This window comes from Williamsia deligens, from assembly GCF_024171765.1.
GTDB lineage: Bacteria > Actinomycetota > Actinomycetes > Mycobacteriales > Mycobacteriaceae > Williamsia_A > Williamsia_A deligens.
In genome coordinates this window covers 315,267-331,290 of the sequence record NZ_JAMTCI010000002.1, presented here as the reverse complement: position 1 = coordinate 331,290, position 16,024 = coordinate 315,267, and the positions used below count along the sequence as shown (strand labels likewise).

The 16,024-nt window shown below is 70.8% G+C and carries 13 protein-coding genes and 1 pseudogene; 6 read left to right on the top strand and 8 right to left on the bottom strand.

What is annotated here, in order from left to right:
• Position 1: 1 nt before the first annotated feature.
• Positions 2 to 685: an iron-dependent transcriptional repressor DtxR gene (locus LX14_RS15850; protein ID WP_253648300.1), complete on the bottom strand. Its 684-nt coding sequence runs from the start codon at positions 683 to 685 to the stop codon at positions 2 to 4.
• 130 nt (positions 686 to 815) lie between these two features.
• Here LX14_RS15850 and LX14_RS15845 point away from each other — a divergent pair, with 130 nt between their 5' ends.
• Both LX14_RS15845 and LX14_RS15840 read left to right on the top strand, forming a co-directional pair.
• The gene (locus tag LX14_RS15845) at positions 816 to 2,123 is read left to right on the top strand and encodes an acetoin utilization protein AcuC (protein WP_253648299.1); all 1,308 of its coding nucleotides are present in this window, start codon (positions 816 to 818) and stop codon (positions 2,121 to 2,123) included.
• Positions 2,083 to 4,830 (top strand): annotated as a pseudogene (locus tag LX14_RS15840) (bifunctional acetate--CoA ligase family protein/GNAT family N-acetyltransferase); the annotation flags it as partial. The gene LX14_RS15845 and the pseudogene LX14_RS15840, both read left to right, overlap by 41 nt.
• Before the next feature lie 10 nt (positions 4,831 to 4,840).
• On the opposite strand, the gene LX14_RS15835 reads toward LX14_RS15840, so the two are convergent.
• The 3 genes from LX14_RS15835 to LX14_RS15825 all read right to left on the bottom strand — a co-directional run bounded on the left by LX14_RS15835 (position 4,841) and on the right by LX14_RS15825 (position 7,851).
• The gene (locus LX14_RS15835) at positions 4,841 to 5,833 is read right to left on the bottom strand and encodes a sigma-70 family RNA polymerase sigma factor (RefSeq protein ID WP_253648298.1); all 993 of its coding nucleotides are present in this window, start codon (positions 5,831 to 5,833) and stop codon (positions 4,841 to 4,843) included.
• Positions 5,834 to 5,995: 162 nt separating this feature from the next.
• Complete coding sequence (locus LX14_RS15830) at positions 5,996 to 7,492, bottom strand: DUF7782 domain-containing protein (protein WP_253648297.1); 1,497 nt, start codon at positions 7,490 to 7,492, stop codon at positions 5,996 to 5,998.
• Positions 7,489 to 7,851: a DUF3099 domain-containing protein gene (locus LX14_RS15825; RefSeq protein ID WP_308214130.1), complete on the bottom strand. Its 363-nt coding sequence runs from the start codon at positions 7,849 to 7,851 to the stop codon at positions 7,489 to 7,491. Before LX14_RS15825 ends, LX14_RS15830 begins: the two co-directional genes overlap by 4 nt.
• A gap of 126 nt (positions 7,852 to 7,977) precedes the next feature.
• Here LX14_RS15825 and LX14_RS15820 point away from each other — a divergent pair, with 126 nt between their 5' ends.
• Positions 7,978 to 8,211 carry a DUF3039 domain-containing protein gene (locus LX14_RS15820; RefSeq protein WP_253648295.1) on the top strand — a complete coding sequence of 78 codons (234 nt, stop codon included), beginning with the start codon at positions 7,978 to 7,980 and terminating at the stop codon, positions 8,209 to 8,211.
• Between the two features lie 37 nt (positions 8,212 to 8,248).
• Here the strand turns inward: LX14_RS15820 and LX14_RS15815 are convergent, their stop codons facing one another.
• Positions 8,249 to 9,235, bottom strand: coding sequence for a YihY/virulence factor BrkB family protein (locus LX14_RS15815; protein ID WP_372505406.1), 987 nt, complete (start codon positions 9,233 to 9,235; stop codon positions 8,249 to 8,251).
• On the opposite strand from LX14_RS15815, the gene LX14_RS15810 reads away from it, so the two are divergent.
• Positions 9,225 to 11,174 (top strand): DEAD/DEAH box helicase, encoded by a 1,950-nt coding sequence (locus LX14_RS15810; protein WP_253648294.1) that lies wholly within the window; start codon positions 9,225 to 9,227, stop codon positions 11,172 to 11,174. The two genes, LX14_RS15815 and LX14_RS15810, sit on opposite strands and share 11 nt — an antisense overlap.
• A gap of 47 nt (positions 11,175 to 11,221) precedes the next feature.
• On the opposite strand, the gene LX14_RS15805 is transcribed toward LX14_RS15810, so the two are convergent.
• Positions 11,222 to 11,428, bottom strand: coding sequence for a DUF7455 domain-containing protein (locus LX14_RS15805; protein WP_253648293.1), 207 nt, complete (start codon positions 11,426 to 11,428; stop codon positions 11,222 to 11,224).
• Between the two features lie 195 nt (positions 11,429 to 11,623).
• On the opposite strand from LX14_RS15805, the gene LX14_RS20995 reads away from it, so the two are divergent.
• Together LX14_RS20995 and LX14_RS15790 are read left to right on the top strand one after the other, a co-directional pair.
• Positions 11,624 to 12,937 (top strand): DUF952 domain-containing protein, encoded by a 1,314-nt coding sequence (locus LX14_RS20995; RefSeq protein ID WP_308214129.1) that lies wholly within the window; start codon positions 11,624 to 11,626, stop codon positions 12,935 to 12,937.
• An 82-nt stretch (positions 12,938 to 13,019) separates the two neighbouring features.
• The gene (locus LX14_RS15790; RefSeq protein WP_253648292.1) at positions 13,020 to 13,571 is read left to right on the top strand and encodes a hypothetical protein; all 552 of its coding nucleotides are present in this window, start codon (positions 13,020 to 13,022) and stop codon (positions 13,569 to 13,571) included.
• Between the two features lie 63 nt (positions 13,572 to 13,634).
• On the opposite strand, the gene LX14_RS15785 is transcribed toward LX14_RS15790, so the two are convergent.
• Positions 13,635 to 15,017, bottom strand: a complete 1,383-nt coding sequence (locus LX14_RS15785) for an RNA polymerase sigma factor (protein ID WP_253648291.1) — start codon at positions 15,015 to 15,017, stop codon at positions 13,635 to 13,637.
• Between the two features lie 155 nt (positions 15,018 to 15,172).
• Positions 15,173 to 15,952: a polyphosphate--glucose phosphotransferase gene (gene ppgK / locus LX14_RS15780; protein ID WP_253648290.1), complete on the bottom strand. Its 780-nt coding sequence runs from the start codon at positions 15,950 to 15,952 to the stop codon at positions 15,173 to 15,175.
• Between the last annotated feature and the right edge of the window lie 72 nt (positions 15,953 to 16,024).

Sequence of the window (16,024 nt, the reverse complement as noted above, 5' to 3'; positions counted from 1 at the left end):
GTCAGACCTTGTCGACCTGGACCGAGTGGGCCATCTCCGCCGACAACCGCAGACCCTCGTGGCCCGGGGTGTTGATGGTGACCGCACCGTGTTCGCTCGTGACCGTCACGCGGGCGTTGGGCACCACGCCGGCCTCGCGCAGCCGCGAGATCAGCTCGGGATCCTCCTGGGCGTGCTCGGACAGTCGTCGCACGATCACCGCCACGGGCTCACCCTCGGGGAGGTCGGACAGGCGCGTCACCGCGTCGCCGGGGACGGTGACCTCGACCCCGAGCAGCTCGAGGCCCGGGATGGGGTTGCCGTAGGGCGAGGTGGTCGGGTGGTCGAGGACCTCGAGGAGACGACGTTCGACGTTCTCGCTCATGACGTGCTCCCAGCGGCAGGCCTCGGCGTGGACGTCCTCCCACGGCATGCCGATGACGTCGACCAGGAGCCGTTCGGCCAGGCGGTGCTTGCGCATCACCGAGATCGCCAGGGAGCGACCACGATCGGTCAGTTCGAGCTGACGGTCACCGGCCACCCGCAGGAGGCCGTCGCGCTCCATCCGGGCCACGGTCTGCGAGACCGTCGGTCCGCTCTGCTCGAGGCGCTCGGCGATCCGTGCACGGAGGGGCACGATGCCCTCCTCCTCGAGGTCGTAGATGGTGCGCAGATACATCTCGGTGGTGTCCACCAGGTCGTTCACGATGCGATGTCCTCCGTCGCGGTCACGGCGCCGCGGCGGGAGGAGCGCGGCACGATCTCGCTCCACAGGGTACCTTCTGGCCCACCGCGAGGACGTCCACCGCGGGCCCCCGCGCCGTTACCCTGACGCCATGACCACCGGAGCCGACGCGCGGCCCGTCCCCGGCAGCCGTTCCTCCGACACCCTCGTGGTGTGGGGCGAGGAACTCCTGGGCTACCGGTGGAGTCCGTCGCACCCGATGAACCCGGTCCGGCTCGCGCTCACCGTCGGGCTGGCACGCGGCCTCGGCATCCTCGACGGCGTCGAGACGCTCGCCCCGACGGTGGCCGACGACCCCCTGCTGCACCTCGTGCACCGATCGGAGTACATCGCCGCAGTACGCGATGCGGGTGCGGCGGCCGCGGGTGATCCGCCACCGGGGTGGTCCCGCCAGGTGGCCGAGCGGATCTTCGGGCTCGGCACCGACGACAACCCCATCTTCGGGTCCATGCACGAGGCGGCCGCGCTGATCGTCGGCGGGACCGTCGCCGCCGCCGACGCGATCGCGCGGGGCGCCGCACGACGCGCGGTGAACATCGGTGGCGGCATGCACCATGCGTTCGCGGGGCGCGCGTCGGGGTTCTGCATCTACAACGACTGTGCGGTGGCGATCGCCCGACTGCTCGACGCCGGCTTCGACCGCATCGCCTACGTGGACATCGACGCGCATCACGGCGACGGCGTCCAGCGACGGTTCGCCGCCGACCCACGCGTGCTGACCGTGTCCGTGCACCAACACCCGGCCACGCTGTTCCCCGGCACCGGGTACCCCGAGGAGGTCGGCGAGGGTGCCGCGAGCGGGACGTCGGTGAACCTCGCGCTGCCCCCGGGGACCCCGGATCGTCTGTGGCTGCGCGCCTTCCACGCCGTGGTGCCGTCCGTCGTCGCCGACTTCGGACCCCAGGTGATCGTGTCGCAGTGCGGGGTGGACAGCCATCGCGCGGATCCCCTGACCGACCTGCACCTCACCGTCGACGGGCAGCGGGCGGCCATGCAGGCGATGCGCGACCTCGCCGACGAGCACTGCGACGGCAGATGGCTGGCTGTCGGCGGCGGGGGATACGGCGTCGTCGACGTCGTCCCGCGCAGTTGGACCCACCTGCTGGCCGTCGCCCTGGACCGCGACCTCGACCCCGCCACCCCGACACCCGAGCCGTGGCGGGAGTCGGCGGCTGTGGCCGCGGCGACGGTTGCCGCCGACTTCGCCACCGACGTCGCGGTGGACACGATGGGTGACGGTGGCTCGGTCGACTTCGACCGGTGGGAGGGCAACTGGGGTCAGCAGCCGCCGGACGGGATACCGGCCCACCTGCACCAGGCGACCGACGCGGCGATCCTCGCGACGCGGTCGGCGGTCTTCCCCCTGCGCGGACTGGACGCGGGTGATCCGCGTGACTGAGGACACCGACAGGACCACCGACCGCCCGATCGCGCGCACACGACAGGACAGCGGCGCGCCGTTCCCCCGGCACTGGACGGCCGACGTCCTCGCCTCCGACGGCGGCACCGTGCACCTGCGCCCGATCTCACCCTCCGACGGCGACCGTGTGGTCGCCTTCCACGCCGGTCTGTCCGAACGGACCCGGTACATGCGGTGGTTCGGGCCGTACCCGGAGATGTCGGCCCGCGACGTCGCGCACATGACCGGCGTGGACCACCACGACCGGGTGGCGCTCGTCGCACTGCTCGGCGGCCGCATCATCGCGGTCGGTATCTACGAGAGCCTCGCCGCGGCGGGTCGGCCGCAGGCGGCGGAGGTGGCGTTCGTCGTCGCCGACGACCACCAGGGGCGGGGACTGGGGACCGTCCTGCTCGAGCACCTCGCCGGCGCGGCCGCCGAGAACGGCTTCACCCTCTTCGAGGCGGAGGTGCTGGCCGAGAACCGCGCGATGCTGTCGGTGTTCCGCGACGCCGGGTACGCGCTGCACCGCAGCTTCGACGGGTCGACGGTGCACGTCGAGTTCGCGATCGACCCGACCGACGCGTTGCTGGCCGTCCGCAACGCCCGCGAACTGGGATCCGAGGCGCGCAGCGTCGCGAACCTGCTGCGACCGGACTCGGTGGCGATCATCGGGGCGTCGACCGACCCCCGCAAGGTGGGGAACGCGTTGTTGGCCAACGTGATCGCGGGCGGCTTCGTCGGCCCGGTGTACCCGGTCAACGCCGAGGCCCGCGCCGTGCGCGGGATCCGCAGTTACCCCTCGGTCCGGGACATCCCCGACCCGGTGGACCTCGCGATCGTGGCCGTCCCCGCCGACACCGTCGGCGACGTGCTGCAGGACTGCCTCGCCAAGGGAGTCAAGACGATGGTGGTGGTGTCCGCGGGGTTCGCCGAGGCGGGTCCCGCGGGCGAGATCACCCAGCGCACGCTGGTCCACGAGATCCGCGCGCACGGCATGCGGCTCGTCGGCCCGAACGCCCTGGGCGTCATCAACACCGACCCGGCCGTCGCCCTCAACGCCACCCTCGCCCCGCGCGTCCCCGGGCGCGGTCGGGTCGGCTTCTTCTGCCAGTCGGGCGCGTTGGGCATCGCGATCCTCGACACCGCCGCCCGTCGTCAACTGGGTCTGTCGACGTTCGTGTCCGCCGGCAACCGTGCCGACCTGTCGGGCAACGACCTCCTGCAGTACTGGGACGCCGACCCCGCGACCGACGTGATCCTGCTCTACCTCGAGAGTTTCGGTAACCCGAGCAAGTTCTCGCGGCTCGCGCGGCGGGTGTCGCGCAACAAGCCGATCGTCGCGGTGAAGTCCGGACGGACGGCGGTGGCGCCGTCGCAGATCCGGAGCGACTCGGGCATCGACGACGAGAGTGCGCGCGCCGTGCTCGAGCAGTCCGGTGTCATCCAGGTCGACACCATCGCTGACCTCTTCGACTGCGCCACGGTGTTCGCCCACCAGCCGTTGCCGGCGGGTCCGCGCGTCGCGGTCGTCGGGAACTCGACGGTCCTCGGGGTGCTGGCCGCCGACGCGGGGGAGCCGTTCGGCCTGACGGTGGTGGCACAGACCGATCTCGGCCCGGGTGCCTCGGTGGAGGAGTTCGGTGACGCGGTCCGCGCCGCCACCACCGACGCCGGGGTCGACGCCGTCATCGCCGTGTTCGTGCCACCGGTGGCCGTCGGTGTCGAGAGCTACGCGCGCGCCCTGGTGTCCGCGTCCCGCGACTGCGGGAAGACCGTCGTCTCGACGTTCCTCGGCGTCGAGGGCATCCCCGACGCGTTGACCGTCTACGACGGCGACGTGGCCGGGCGGGGGTCGGTCCCGTCATATCCCGGGCCCGAGCGCGCGGCGGCCGCGGTCGGTCGGGCGTGGCGGCACGCGCGGTGGCGTGCCCGTCCGGAGTCGCAGGTGGTGCGCCCCGACGGGCTCGACACCGACCGCGCCCGGACGATGGTCGCCGACCTGTGGGGCGAGGCGGTGTCCCACGGCGACACCGACCGGGCGCTCGACGAGGTCGCGTCGGCCGAACTGCTCGCCACCTACGGGATCGTGGTGGCGCCGTTCCGCTCGGTCGAGGGCATCGACGCCGCCGTCGCGGCGGCCGACGCGGTCGGGTACCCCGTGGCGGTGAAAGCGGTGTCGCCCGCGTGGCGTGGTCGTCTCGACGGCGAGGGCGCGCGGCTCGATCTCCCGGGGCCGGACGCCGTCCGCGCCGCGTTCGACGAGCTGGTCGCGGTGACGGGCGAGCACGCCCTGCACGTCCAGCGCATGGCCGCACGGGGCGTTCCCGTCGTCATCCGCGTCCGCGACGACGCGTCCCTGGGGTCACTCATCTCGTTCGGACTCGCGGGACCCACCTTCGAACTGCTCGGCGACCACGCCCATCGAGCCGTCCCGCTCACCGCCGCCGACGCGGAGGAACTCCTCGTCGCGCCGCGCGCGGCGCCGCTCCTGACGGGGTTCCGTGGGCAGGCGGCCGTCGACCGCGACGCGATCGGCGAGCTCCTGCTGCGGGTGTCGGCGCTCGCCGACGACCTGCCCGAGATCCGCGAGCTGGCTCTGGATCCGGTACTCGCCGCGCCCGACGGAGCGACGGTGCTCTCGGGTCGCATACGACTCGGCCCGGTGCCGTCGAGGACGGACACCGGGCCGAGAAGGCTGAGCTGATCTGTAGCGACTAGCTGGCGTAGGCGCGCAGGCGCTCGGCGCGATCGCCCTGACGCAGCTTCACCATCACCTCGCGCTCGATCTGACGGACCCGCTCCCGCGACAGACCGAACAGACGGCCGATCTGGTCGAGGGTGCGCGGCTGCCCGTCGTCGAGACCGAAGCGCAGCCGGATGACCTGCTGCTCCCGCTCGTCCAACGTCGACAACACGCTGCGGACGTCGGTGTGCAGCAGCCCCGCGATGACGGCGCTCTCCGCGGAGGTGGCCTCGGCGTCCTCGATGAAGTCGCCCAGCGGCGCCTCCTCGTCGGATCCGACCGGCATGTCCAGACTCACCGGGTCGCGGCTGTGGTCGAGCAGGTCGGCGATCTTCTCGGCGGGGATGCCGGACTCGGCGGCGAGCTCGTCGTCGGTCGCCTCACGACCCAGCTGCTGGTGCAGCTCACGCTTGATACGGGCCAACTTGTTGACCTGCTCCACGAGGTGGACGGGGAGCCGGATGGTGCGGCTCTGATCCGCCATGCCGCGCGTGATCGCCTGACGGATCCACCAGGTGGCGTAGGTCGAGAACTTGAATCCCTTGGCGTAGTCGAACTTCTCCATCGCACGGATCAGTCCGAGGTTGCCCTCCTGGATCAGGTCGAGCAGGGGCATGCCGCGACCGGTGTACCGCTTGGCCAACGACACCACCAGGCGCAGGTTCGCCTCCAGCAGGTGCGACCGCGCCGACTCGCCCTCACGGACGAGCTGCGCGAGGTCGCGCTTCTTGACGGCGGACAGACGCTTCTTGGTGGCCAGGACGTGCTTGGCGTAGAGGCCGACCTCGATCGCCTTGGCCAGCTCGACCTCCTGCTCTGCGTTCAACAGTGCTGTCCGGCCGATCCCGTTCAGGTAGACACGGACGAGATCGGCGGCGGGGCTCTGCGCGTCGAGGTCGGCATCGGTCATCTGCGGGCGAACGGTGTCAGCGGGCCTGGTGGTCGTGGCGGTGGTGCTGGGCATGTCGGCCTCCTCGCGAGCGTGGCGTCTTCACCCGGTACAACGGCATCCGGGGGCCGAATAGTTCCCGGAAAGGTTGTTCACTTTCTCGGACCGCGCCCCTCTGACCAGCCAGGATGCGAGACCCGGTCTGAGAACTTGCTGAGAGGCCGCCGACGACGCCCCTCAGCCCGGGATGAGCAGTCCGTGACGGACGAGGTCTGCGATCACCGCGGTGACCGCACCGGTGTCGATCTCCTCGCCGTGCGCGGCGCCGAGGATGTCCACCACGTCGGCGACGGCGAGCCCGTCGTGACGGAGTCCGGCGACCAGGGAGACCACCCGGTCGTCGACGTCATGGGACCACCGCGGACCCGAGGTGCGGACCAGTCGGGTGGCGACCTCCGACCACGAATCGTCGGGGTCGCCGGGAGTCCACACGCGGTGGAGTGCGACGTCGTCGGCCGCGGCGAGACGGGACGACATGAGGTCGGTCTCGCGGAGCCAGGCCGCCCGCCGCAGGTACGCGTCCGCCTCGTCGCCGAGGGGGTCGTCGAGAGCGTGGGAGAGCTCCTCGCACAGCAGATCGGTGGGCTCCCCGGTGGACCGGACGAAGACGAACCCGAAGCCGATCCCCGCCACGCCGGCCGCGTCGAGGTGATCGAGCCATCGATCGGCCATCGCCGCACCGGCGCCGGTGCGCGGGTCGTACCCGGCGTCACGGAGCCACGTGCCGACATACAGGGCGGGATCGGCGACGTCGCGTTGCACGACCCACGCGTCCACACCGTGATCGGGGATCCACGACGCGACGCGGTCGCGCCAGTCGCCGCCGGTGATCACCCAGGACGCGAGCATGCACGCGGTGCCGCCCTCAGCGAGGTGGTCGGGTGCACCGCGCACCATGATCTCGCTGGCACCGTCGAGGTCGAGACCGGAGTCCCGGTAGCTGTGCGTCACGGTCGGCGGTCCCACGACGAACGGGGGGTTGGCGACGACGCTGTCGAAGCGCTCACCGTCGACGGGGGAGAACCACGGTCCCTCCCGGAGGTCGTACCGGTCGGGACCGATGCGGTTGAGGGCCATGGTCGCGCGTGTCAACGCGAGAGAGCGGGCGGTGATGTCGGTGGCCGTCACGTGCTCGGCTGAGTCGAGCGCATGGACTGCCTGCACCCCGCACCCGGTGCCGACGTCGAGGGTGCGGCCGCGCGCGGGGATGTGCGCTCGCAGCAGCGACAGCGACGCGTGCCCGACGCCCAGGACGTGGTCCTCGGCGATGTCGACAGGGCGCATCGAGCCGTCGAGGTCGGACACCATCCATCGGGTGCCGTGCCCGGCGTCGAGGGGGCGCACGTCGACGGCGGCGCGGACGCCGTCGTCGTGGTTCTCCAGGAGTCCGACCGAGACCGCATGGTCGAGGTCGGTGATACCCAGGGCAGCCGACGCCTCCGAGCGGCCGACGGTGTCGTGCACGAGCATCATGCGGATCAGGACGCCGAGCTCGCCTGCATCCCGACAGGCCCGGCGGACCGGGACTGGTTCACCGCGACCGAGCGCGGCGTGGACGTCGTCCCCGAGCACGGTCAGGACACCGACGGCGTCGAAACCGTGCCGATCGAAGGCGTCACGGACAGCGGGGGCGACGTCGACGAGTCGGTCGACGTCGCCGGCGGGGTGTGTCACCGGTCGTGGTCGTACATCCGGTAGTCGCCCTCACCGAGCTCGCGGTGGTGCGTCGCGGCGATGGCGGGTGCGGTGTGCTCGCCCGACCACTTGTACTGACGGACCTCGCCCTTCTCCCGCGGCGGCCGGTCGTTGGCGATCAACACCGCGACCCACGGCAGGGGGATGGACAGGGCGATGACGGCGAGGGCCAACAGCCCGGACCCGGTGGCGCCGTAGACGATGCCGGCCAGGACGAGCGCCGGCACACGGAACGCCATCAGCGTGAGGTAGCGGCGCACCCGTGCTCGTTGCTGGTCCTCCTGAGAGGGCTGCGCCTGGGTGATCAGGATCGCTTCTCGTGCCTCTTCGTGTGCCACGTACTCCACTGTTGCACTTTCTGTTCACCAGCGCATCGTCGCCAGTAACACACCGGTGCGGGGAATGCTCGCCGGGGTCGACGGCGCGGTGCTCCGCACCCGCTCGCATCAGGCACAATGACACGCATGGGTACCCAGACGATCGAACGCCCCGACGTCGACACCGACGAGACGACCGACGACGACACGCCGAAGTTCTTCCACTACGTGAAGAAGAACAAGATCGCCGAGAGCGCCGTCATGGGCACCCACGTCGTCGCGCTGTGCGGGGAGACCTTCCCGGTGACCAAGTCGCCGAAGCCCGGATCACCGGTGTGCCCGAAGTGCAAGAAGATCTACGAGAAGATGAAGAAGGACTGAGCCACGGTCCCGACCGTTCGCGCTCGGCCGTCCGCCCTCACTCGTCGCGATCCGAGCGCGGCGGTCGCCGTATCGGCCCCGTCTGCAGCTTCTTGGGCACCGCGCGCAGCTGATCGGTGATGTCCGTCGTCTGCTGGGTCACCCATCCGCGGACCTGCTCGATGTGCGTCGGGCCGGAGGTCGGCCAGATCGACTGGATGGCCGCGTTGAACTGGGCTCCGATGACGATGGCGAAGCCGAGGAAAAATGTGAACAGCAGGAACGCGATCGGTGTCGCCAACGCCCCGTAGGAGTACCCGGTCTTGGTGATGGACCCGAGGTAGATGCGCAGTCCGGCGCTGCTGAACCAGAACACGACCGCGGCGAGCACCGCGCCCGCGACGAGCCGATGCCACGGCAGGGGTTTCGGGAGCGAGATCCGGTACAGGGTCGTCAGGCCGAGGATCAGCAGTACGGCCACCGCCGGGTAGTACCCGATGCGGATGATCTGTGAGCTCACCGGTTGCCACGACTCGGGGGCGACGTCGGACGCATACGTCGGACCCAGTGCGACCAACGGCAGGATGAAGGTCGCGACGATCAGGAACCCGATATAGAGGTTCAACGCGAAGATCCGTTGCCACACCGCATTGCGCACGTGGTGTTGGTCGTGGGCCTTGTTGATCGAGTCGACGAAGCTCGACATCGCCGACGACCCCGACCACAGCGACAGCACGAACCCCAGCGATATCAACTCACCGCGGCCGCGGGCGAGGACGTCGTTGACCGTCGGCGTGATGATCTCGGCGACGACGTTGTCGCTGAACGTGCGTCCGGCGAAACTGATGATGCGGGTGCGGATCATGTCGGTGGTGCCCGGTCCGAACCAGTCGCCCACGTAGCCGATGCTGCCCAGGACCCCGAGCAGCAGCGGCGGCAGCGACAGCGTCTGCCAGAACGCGGCCTGCGCCGACATGCCGAAGATCGAGTCGTCCCAGGCCTTGACGATCGTGCGCCACACCAGGCGGGGCAGCGTGCGTACCACGGGGGGACCCGCCGTCGACGACGTCGTCGTGACGGATGGCCCGGCGGTGGTGTGGTCGATGGAGGCGATGGGCCCATCGTCCCCGATGACCGCCGCGCTTCGTCGGACGCCCCGCGGGGAGTGTCGGGCGGGACTGTCCGGCCGGGTACCATCGACCGCGGTCGTCAGCGGGAGACGCGGCGGGTGGGAGCGTCTCCCAATCATCACCGACAGACACGCAGGAGCTTCGATTTCGCAGAGCAGGGTCTTCGACACCGGCGGGTCGCTGCGAACCTGGCAGCGTCGCGCCCTGACCAAGTACCTCGCCGGCAAGCCGCGTGACTTCCTCGCCGTGGCCACGCCCGGCGCGGGCAAGACGACGTTCGGTCTCCGGATCGCGTGCGAGCTCCTCCTGGACCGGACCGTCGACACGGTCACCATCGTCGCGCCGACCGAACACCTGAAATACCAATGGGCGCAGGCGGCCTCGAAGATGGGGCTGTCGTTGGACCCCCGGTTCAGCAACACCACCGGTGTGACCAGTGCCGACTTCGACGGTGTCGTCGTCACCTACGCCCAGGTCGCCGCGCATCCCGCCCGCCACCGTGTGCGGACCGAGAACCGGCGCACGCTGGTCATCCTCGACGAGATCCACCACGGCGGCGACGCGAAGACGTGGGGCGACGCGATCCGCGAGGCCTTCTCCGACGCGACTCGGCGGCTCGCGCTCACCGGGACGCCGTTCCGCTCCGACGACTCGCAGATCCCGTTCGTCACCTACGAGCCCGACGGCACCGGGGCTCTCCGGTCCAAGGCCGATCACAGCTACGGCTACTCCGACGCGCTCGCCGACGGCGTCGTGCGCCCGGTGGTGTTCCTGGCGTACTCGGGCGAGGCCAGCTGGCGGAACAACGCGGGGGAGGAGTTCACGGCCCGCCTCGGTGAGCCACTCTCGGCCGAGCACACGGCGCGCGCGTGGCGCACCGCGCTCGACCCCCACGGTGACTGGATCGCCGCGGTCCTGCGCGCGGCGGACACCCGTCTGGGCCAGCTGCGCGCCTCCGGTGTCCCGGATGCCGGGGGTCTCGTCATCGCCGGCGACCAGAAGACCGCCCGCGACTACGCCGAACTGCTGGAGGCGATCTCGGGCAGCGCCCCGTCGGTCGTCCTCTCCGACGACCCGACGTCGTCGTCGAGGATCGCGGAGTTCGCCGAGTCCGACGCACGGTGGATGGTCGCGGTGCGCATGGTGTCCGAGGGTGTCGACGTACCGCGGTTGGCGGTCGGTGTCTACGCCACGAGCGCGTCCACCCCGCTGTACTTCGCGCAGGCCATCGGCCGTTTCGTCCGCTCCCGGCGTGCGGGGGAGACCGCGAGTGTGTTCCTGCCGTCGGTGCCGGTGTTGCTCCGGCTGGCAAGCGAACTCGAGGCCCAGCGCGACCATGTGCTCGGCAAGCCGCACCGTGAGTCCACCGGCCTCGACGACGAGCTGATCGCGGCGGCGAACAAGCAGCAGGACGAGCCCGGGGACGACGACCCGGCGTTCGTCTCGCTGCATGCCGACGCCGAGCTGGACCAGGTCATCTTCGACGGCTCGTCCTTCGGGACGGCGACGTTCGCCGGTACCGACGAGGAGCAGGACTACCTCGGTCTCCCCGGTCTGCTCAACGCCAGTCAGATGCGCGACCTGCTGCGCACGCGACAGTCCGAGCAGATCGCGACGCGCTCGGCGCCCGCGGCGGAGGAGGCGCCCGCCCGGTCGGACGCGACCACGGGTGCCGCGCTGACCGCACTGCGCAAGGAGCTCAACAGCCTCGTCGCCATGCACCATCACCGCACGGGCAAGCCTCACGGCGTGGTCCACAACGAACTGCGGTCCACCTTGGGCGGCCCACCCACGGCCATGGCGTCGGCGGAGCAGCTGCGGGAACGGATCAGTGCCCTACGACAGTGGCGGTGACCGTGCTGAGCACGATCACCGCCACCGGTCGGGACTGAGGAGTTCGCTCAGACGAGTTCCTCCGAGTCCGCGGTGACCGTGGCGCCGAGATCGGCGAGACGGGCCTCGTGCTCGTTGTAGTGATGACGGCAGAAGAAGAGTTCTCCACCGGCGGGGAGCGTCGCACGCACGCGTGCGGCGGCGCTGCACCGGTCACAGCGATCGGCGGCAGTGAGGGGCATCGAGATCGTGGGGGTGCTGATGACGTCTGACATGATTCCTCCGTCCCGGGCCAGCGCGAGCGCTTCCCTTCGCGAACTCCTCCACCTGGACTGGCGGGGTGGTTCCACTCTCTCAGACGTTCGGGGAGTTCGTATTGTTCCCGGGCACGCCACGCGGACACGTCATTCACCCGTAACACGCATCACCACACCCCCACACCGAGCGCACGACGGCCCCGGGTGGCATCGGTGACGAGCCCCGCCGCGGCACCCCGGTGGGTCCGGCGGGCCCCGGTGTGGCCGGCCTTCGTCGTCGGGGCTGTCGCGCAGTACGTCGGGGCGGCCGTCGCCGTCGGGGTGTTCCCTCGGGCCGACCCGGCGACCGTCGGGTGGCTACGGACCCTGTTCGGCGGGCTCGCGGTCGTGCTCGTCGCGCGACCGTCCTGGGTGTTCGCCGACCGCCGACGGACCGCACGGGCGGCGGTGTTCGGGCTGGTGACGCTGGCGATGAACATCGCCTTCTACCAGGCGATCTCCCGCGTCGACCTCGGCGTGGCCGTCGCCGTCGAGTTCGTCGGACCTGTCGTCGTCGCCGCACTCGGCACCCGGGGCGCACGGGGATCGGCCGCTCTCGTGTCGGTGATCGTGGGTGTGGTGCTGGTCTCGGGAGCCCTCGACGGTGAGGTGACGGTGGGGGTGCTCTGGGCCGTCGCGGCGGGTGGGTTGTGGGGCGGCTACATCGTCCTCGGCGCGCGGGTCTCGTCGACGCACGCGGGTCGCGACGGCCGGTGGCGTCGCGGTGTCGAGGACCTCGGCGTCGGGCTGACCGCCGCGGGCATCGCGGCCGCACCGGTCGTCCTCACTGTGAGTGCTGTCACGGGCGCGTCGTGGCCGTCGCCGGCCGTCGTCGGCCTCTGCGTGGTGGTCGGGGTGCTGTCGAGCGCCACGCCCTACGTGCTCGACCAGATCGTGCTGGTCCGCATCGGTCGTGCCCGGTTCGCGCTGCTGCTCGCGCTGCTCCCGCTGACGGCGGCGGTCGTGGGTGCCGTGGCACTGCGGCAGGCACCGTCGGTCGCCGAGCTGATCGGCATGGCGGCCGTGGTCGTCGCGATCGTCGTGGCGCCGCGCGAGGTGTCGGCGGGTGGAAGCACTCCGTCACGGCACGGCGGTGTGGCACCGTGGAGTGCGATGCCGTCGCAGACGAACACGCCGCCCGGGCCCCTGGTCCATCTCTGCCCGAAGTCGACGTGGCTCGCAGCGCACACGCACGGCCGGTTGGAACCGGAGTCGTTGCGCGAACTCGGGTTCGTCCACCTGTCGGCGCTGTCGCAGGTGCACGTCCCGGCGAACGCACTGTTCGCCGGGCGCGAGGACATCGTCCTGCTCGAGATCGACCCGGAGCGGGTCCCCGCCGAGATCCGCTGGGAGGACGGCGACCCACCCCATCCCGACGGGTGGCAGTTCCCTCACCTCTACGGCCCGCTGCCGGTCACCGCCATCACGCAGGTCCACGTGTACCTCCCCGACGCCGACGGGACGTTCGGGCCGCGCACCGCGTTCTGACCGAGCGATCTCATCCATCCGTCCGGTCACGTTCATCCCTCCGGTCGATGCGTACGGACGTCCGGTGCGACAGGGTCGACCCATGGACATCTCGCCGGTACTCGTCGCCATCGTCGCGTGTGAGATCGGGTTCTGGGTCGTGCTCGTCGCGGGACTCGCCATCCGGTACGGACTGCGGCGGCAGACCCTCTCGACGTGGGTCCTGCGGCTCGTCCCGGTCGTCGACCTCGCGCTCCTCGCGGCCGTCGCCGCGGACATCGCCGGGGGTGCGGAGGTGGGGCAGGTGCATCGTCTCGCCGGCATCTACCTCGGCGTGACCGTGGCGTTCGGACACAGCATCATCGCGTGGGCCGACGTCCGTGCCGCACACCGCTTCGCGGGAGGCCCGCCCCCAGAGCCCGCGGCGAAGGGGCGTGCGGCCCTGGGGGCCGAGGTCAGGTCGTTTCTGCGCTGGCTGGTCGCCGCGGCTGTCGCGCTCGTCGCCACCGGGGTGCTCGCGGTGACCGTCGCGGACGCCGAGCAGGCCGCGGCGCTGTGGGGCATCGTCGGCCCACTCGGGATCGTCACCGTCATCTGGGCGGTCACCGGACCGGTGTGGGCGCTCGCCACCCCGGCACGCACCGCGCGGTCCTGACACGACAGACGACGGCCGCCCCGGGGATCCCGGGACGGCCGTCGTCGATTCGTGCGGTGGCGCTCAGTCGAGGTAGTCGCGCAGGACCTGCGAGCGCGACGGGTGGCGCAGCTTCGACATCGTCTTCGACTCGATCTGACGGATGCGCTCCCGCGTCACGCCGTAGACCTGGCCGATCTCGTCGAGGGTGCGCGGCTGGCCGTCGGTGAGACCGAAGCGCAGACGGACGACGCCCGCCTCACGCTCGGACAACGTCTCGAGCACCGACTGCAGCTGATCCTGCAGCAGGGTGAACGACACGGCGTCGACGGCGACGACGGCCTCGGAGTCCTCGATGAAGTCACCGAGCTGGCTGTCGCCCTCGTCGCCGATGGTCTGGTCGAGCGAGATGGGCTCCCGGGCGTACTGCTGGATCTCCAGCACCTTCTCCGGGGTGATGTCCATCTCCTTGGCGAGCTCCTCCGGGGTGGGCTCGCGGCCCAGGTCCTGCAGGAGTTCGCGCTGGATACGGCCGAGCTTGTTGATGACCTCGACCATGTGCACCGGGATGCGGATGGTGCGGGCCTGGTCGGCCATGGCGCGGGTGATCGCCTGACGGATCCACCAGGTGGCGTACGTCGAGAACTTGTAGCCCTTGGTGTAGTCGAACTTCTCGACCGCGCGGATCAGACCGAGGTTGCCCTCCTGGATGAGGTCCAGGAACGCCATGCCGCGACCGGTGTAGCGCTTGGCCAGCGACACGACGAGGCGCAGGTTCGCCTCGAGCAGGTGGTTCTTCGCGCGGTTGCCGTCGCGGGAGATCCACGACAGGTCGCGACGCTGCGCGACAGTCAGCTTCTCGCCGGCGTCGGCGATGCGCTTCATCCGCTCGGTGGCGAACAGACCGGCCTCGATGCGCTTGGCGAGCTCGACCTCCTCCTCGGCGTTGAGGAGGGCGACCTTGCCGATCTGCTTGAGGTAGGCGCGGACCGAGTCGGCCGAGGCGGTGAGCTCGGCGTCCTTGCGGGCCTGCCGCAGGGCCTCGGACTCGTCCTCGTCCCAGACGAAGTCGCCGGACTTCTTGTCCTCCTCCGTCGGCTCCTCGATCTCCTCGTCACCGGCCTTGGCCGGACGGGTCACCTTGGCGGTCGTCTCGGCGTCGGCGTCGGCCTCGACGTCGTCGACCACGATCTCCTCGGTGCCCTCGTCGTCGGCGGTGACCGCGTCGGGGCCGTCGATCTCGTCGATCGAGGCGGTGTTCTCGTCGGCGTCGTCGGCCGACGGTGCGGCGGATGTGGCCGCTGCCTTGCGCGGGGCCTTCTTGGCCGCGGACTTGGCGGGGGCCTTCTTCGCCGGGGCTTTCTTCGCCGCCGTCTTGCGCGCCACCTTCTTCGCGGCGCGCGGAGCGGTCACCTCGGCGGACTCATCTGCCTCGGTGTCCTGCTGACGGGTTTTGGTGGCTGCCACGTACGACCTTTCGAGACGTCGTCCAAAGGGCGCAACACCGAAGTCGTCCTCGGCGGCGCGGGGTCTGTGTGCGGCCGGCGTACAGGCCGACCCGAGTCATTGTAGGCGATCCGGACGCCATCACCCGACTCACGCCGAGCGCCCCCTCGGTGGGTTCAGGGCCGGAGACCGGCGGTGACCGCCATCGCGGCCCCGACGATACCCGCGGTGTTCTGCAGGGTCGCGGGTACGACCGGGGTGCGGGTGGTCAGGTGCGGGACCCACTTGTCGGCCTTACGGCTGATCCCGCCGCCCACGATGAACAGGTCGGGCCAGAAGAGGTTCTCGTAGGCGGTGAGGACCGTCGACACGTGCCCGGCCCATTTCTCGTAGGACATCTCCTTGTCGTCCTTCACCTTCGACGACGCCTGGTGCTCGGCCTCCTTGCCGCCGACCTCCATGTGGCCGAGCTCGGTGTTCGGCACAAGGTTGCCGTGGAAGAGGACGGCGGACCCGATCCCGGTCCCGAAGGTGAGCAGGATGACGAGCCCGGAGCGGTCGCGCCCGGCGCCGTAGGCGTCCTCGGCCATGCCGGCGGCGTCGGCGTCGTTGAGGACGCAGAAGGTGCGGTCGCCGAGAGCTCGGGTGAGAAGGTCGTACGGGTCCGTCCCGATCCAGCCCTTGTCGATGTTCGCCGCGGTGCGCACGATGCCGCCGGACACCACGCTGGGGAGCGTGATCCCGACCGGGCCGGTCCATCCGAAGTGGTCGACCACCTCGCGGATGCCGCCCGCCACGGCCTCCGGTGTCGACGGCTGCGGCGTGAGCACCTTGTGGCGGTCGCCGACGAGTTCGCCGGTGGTGAGGTCGACGACACCGCCCTTGATGCCGGACCCACCCACGTCGACGCCGAACGCACGGGCGGGGACGGAGTCGGCGGGGGAGTCGGTGGCCATGGTCTCTCCTGGATCTGTGCGGGACAACGGAGTCCGTCGGTCACTGCGGTTCGGTGGCAAGGCTAGTCACGG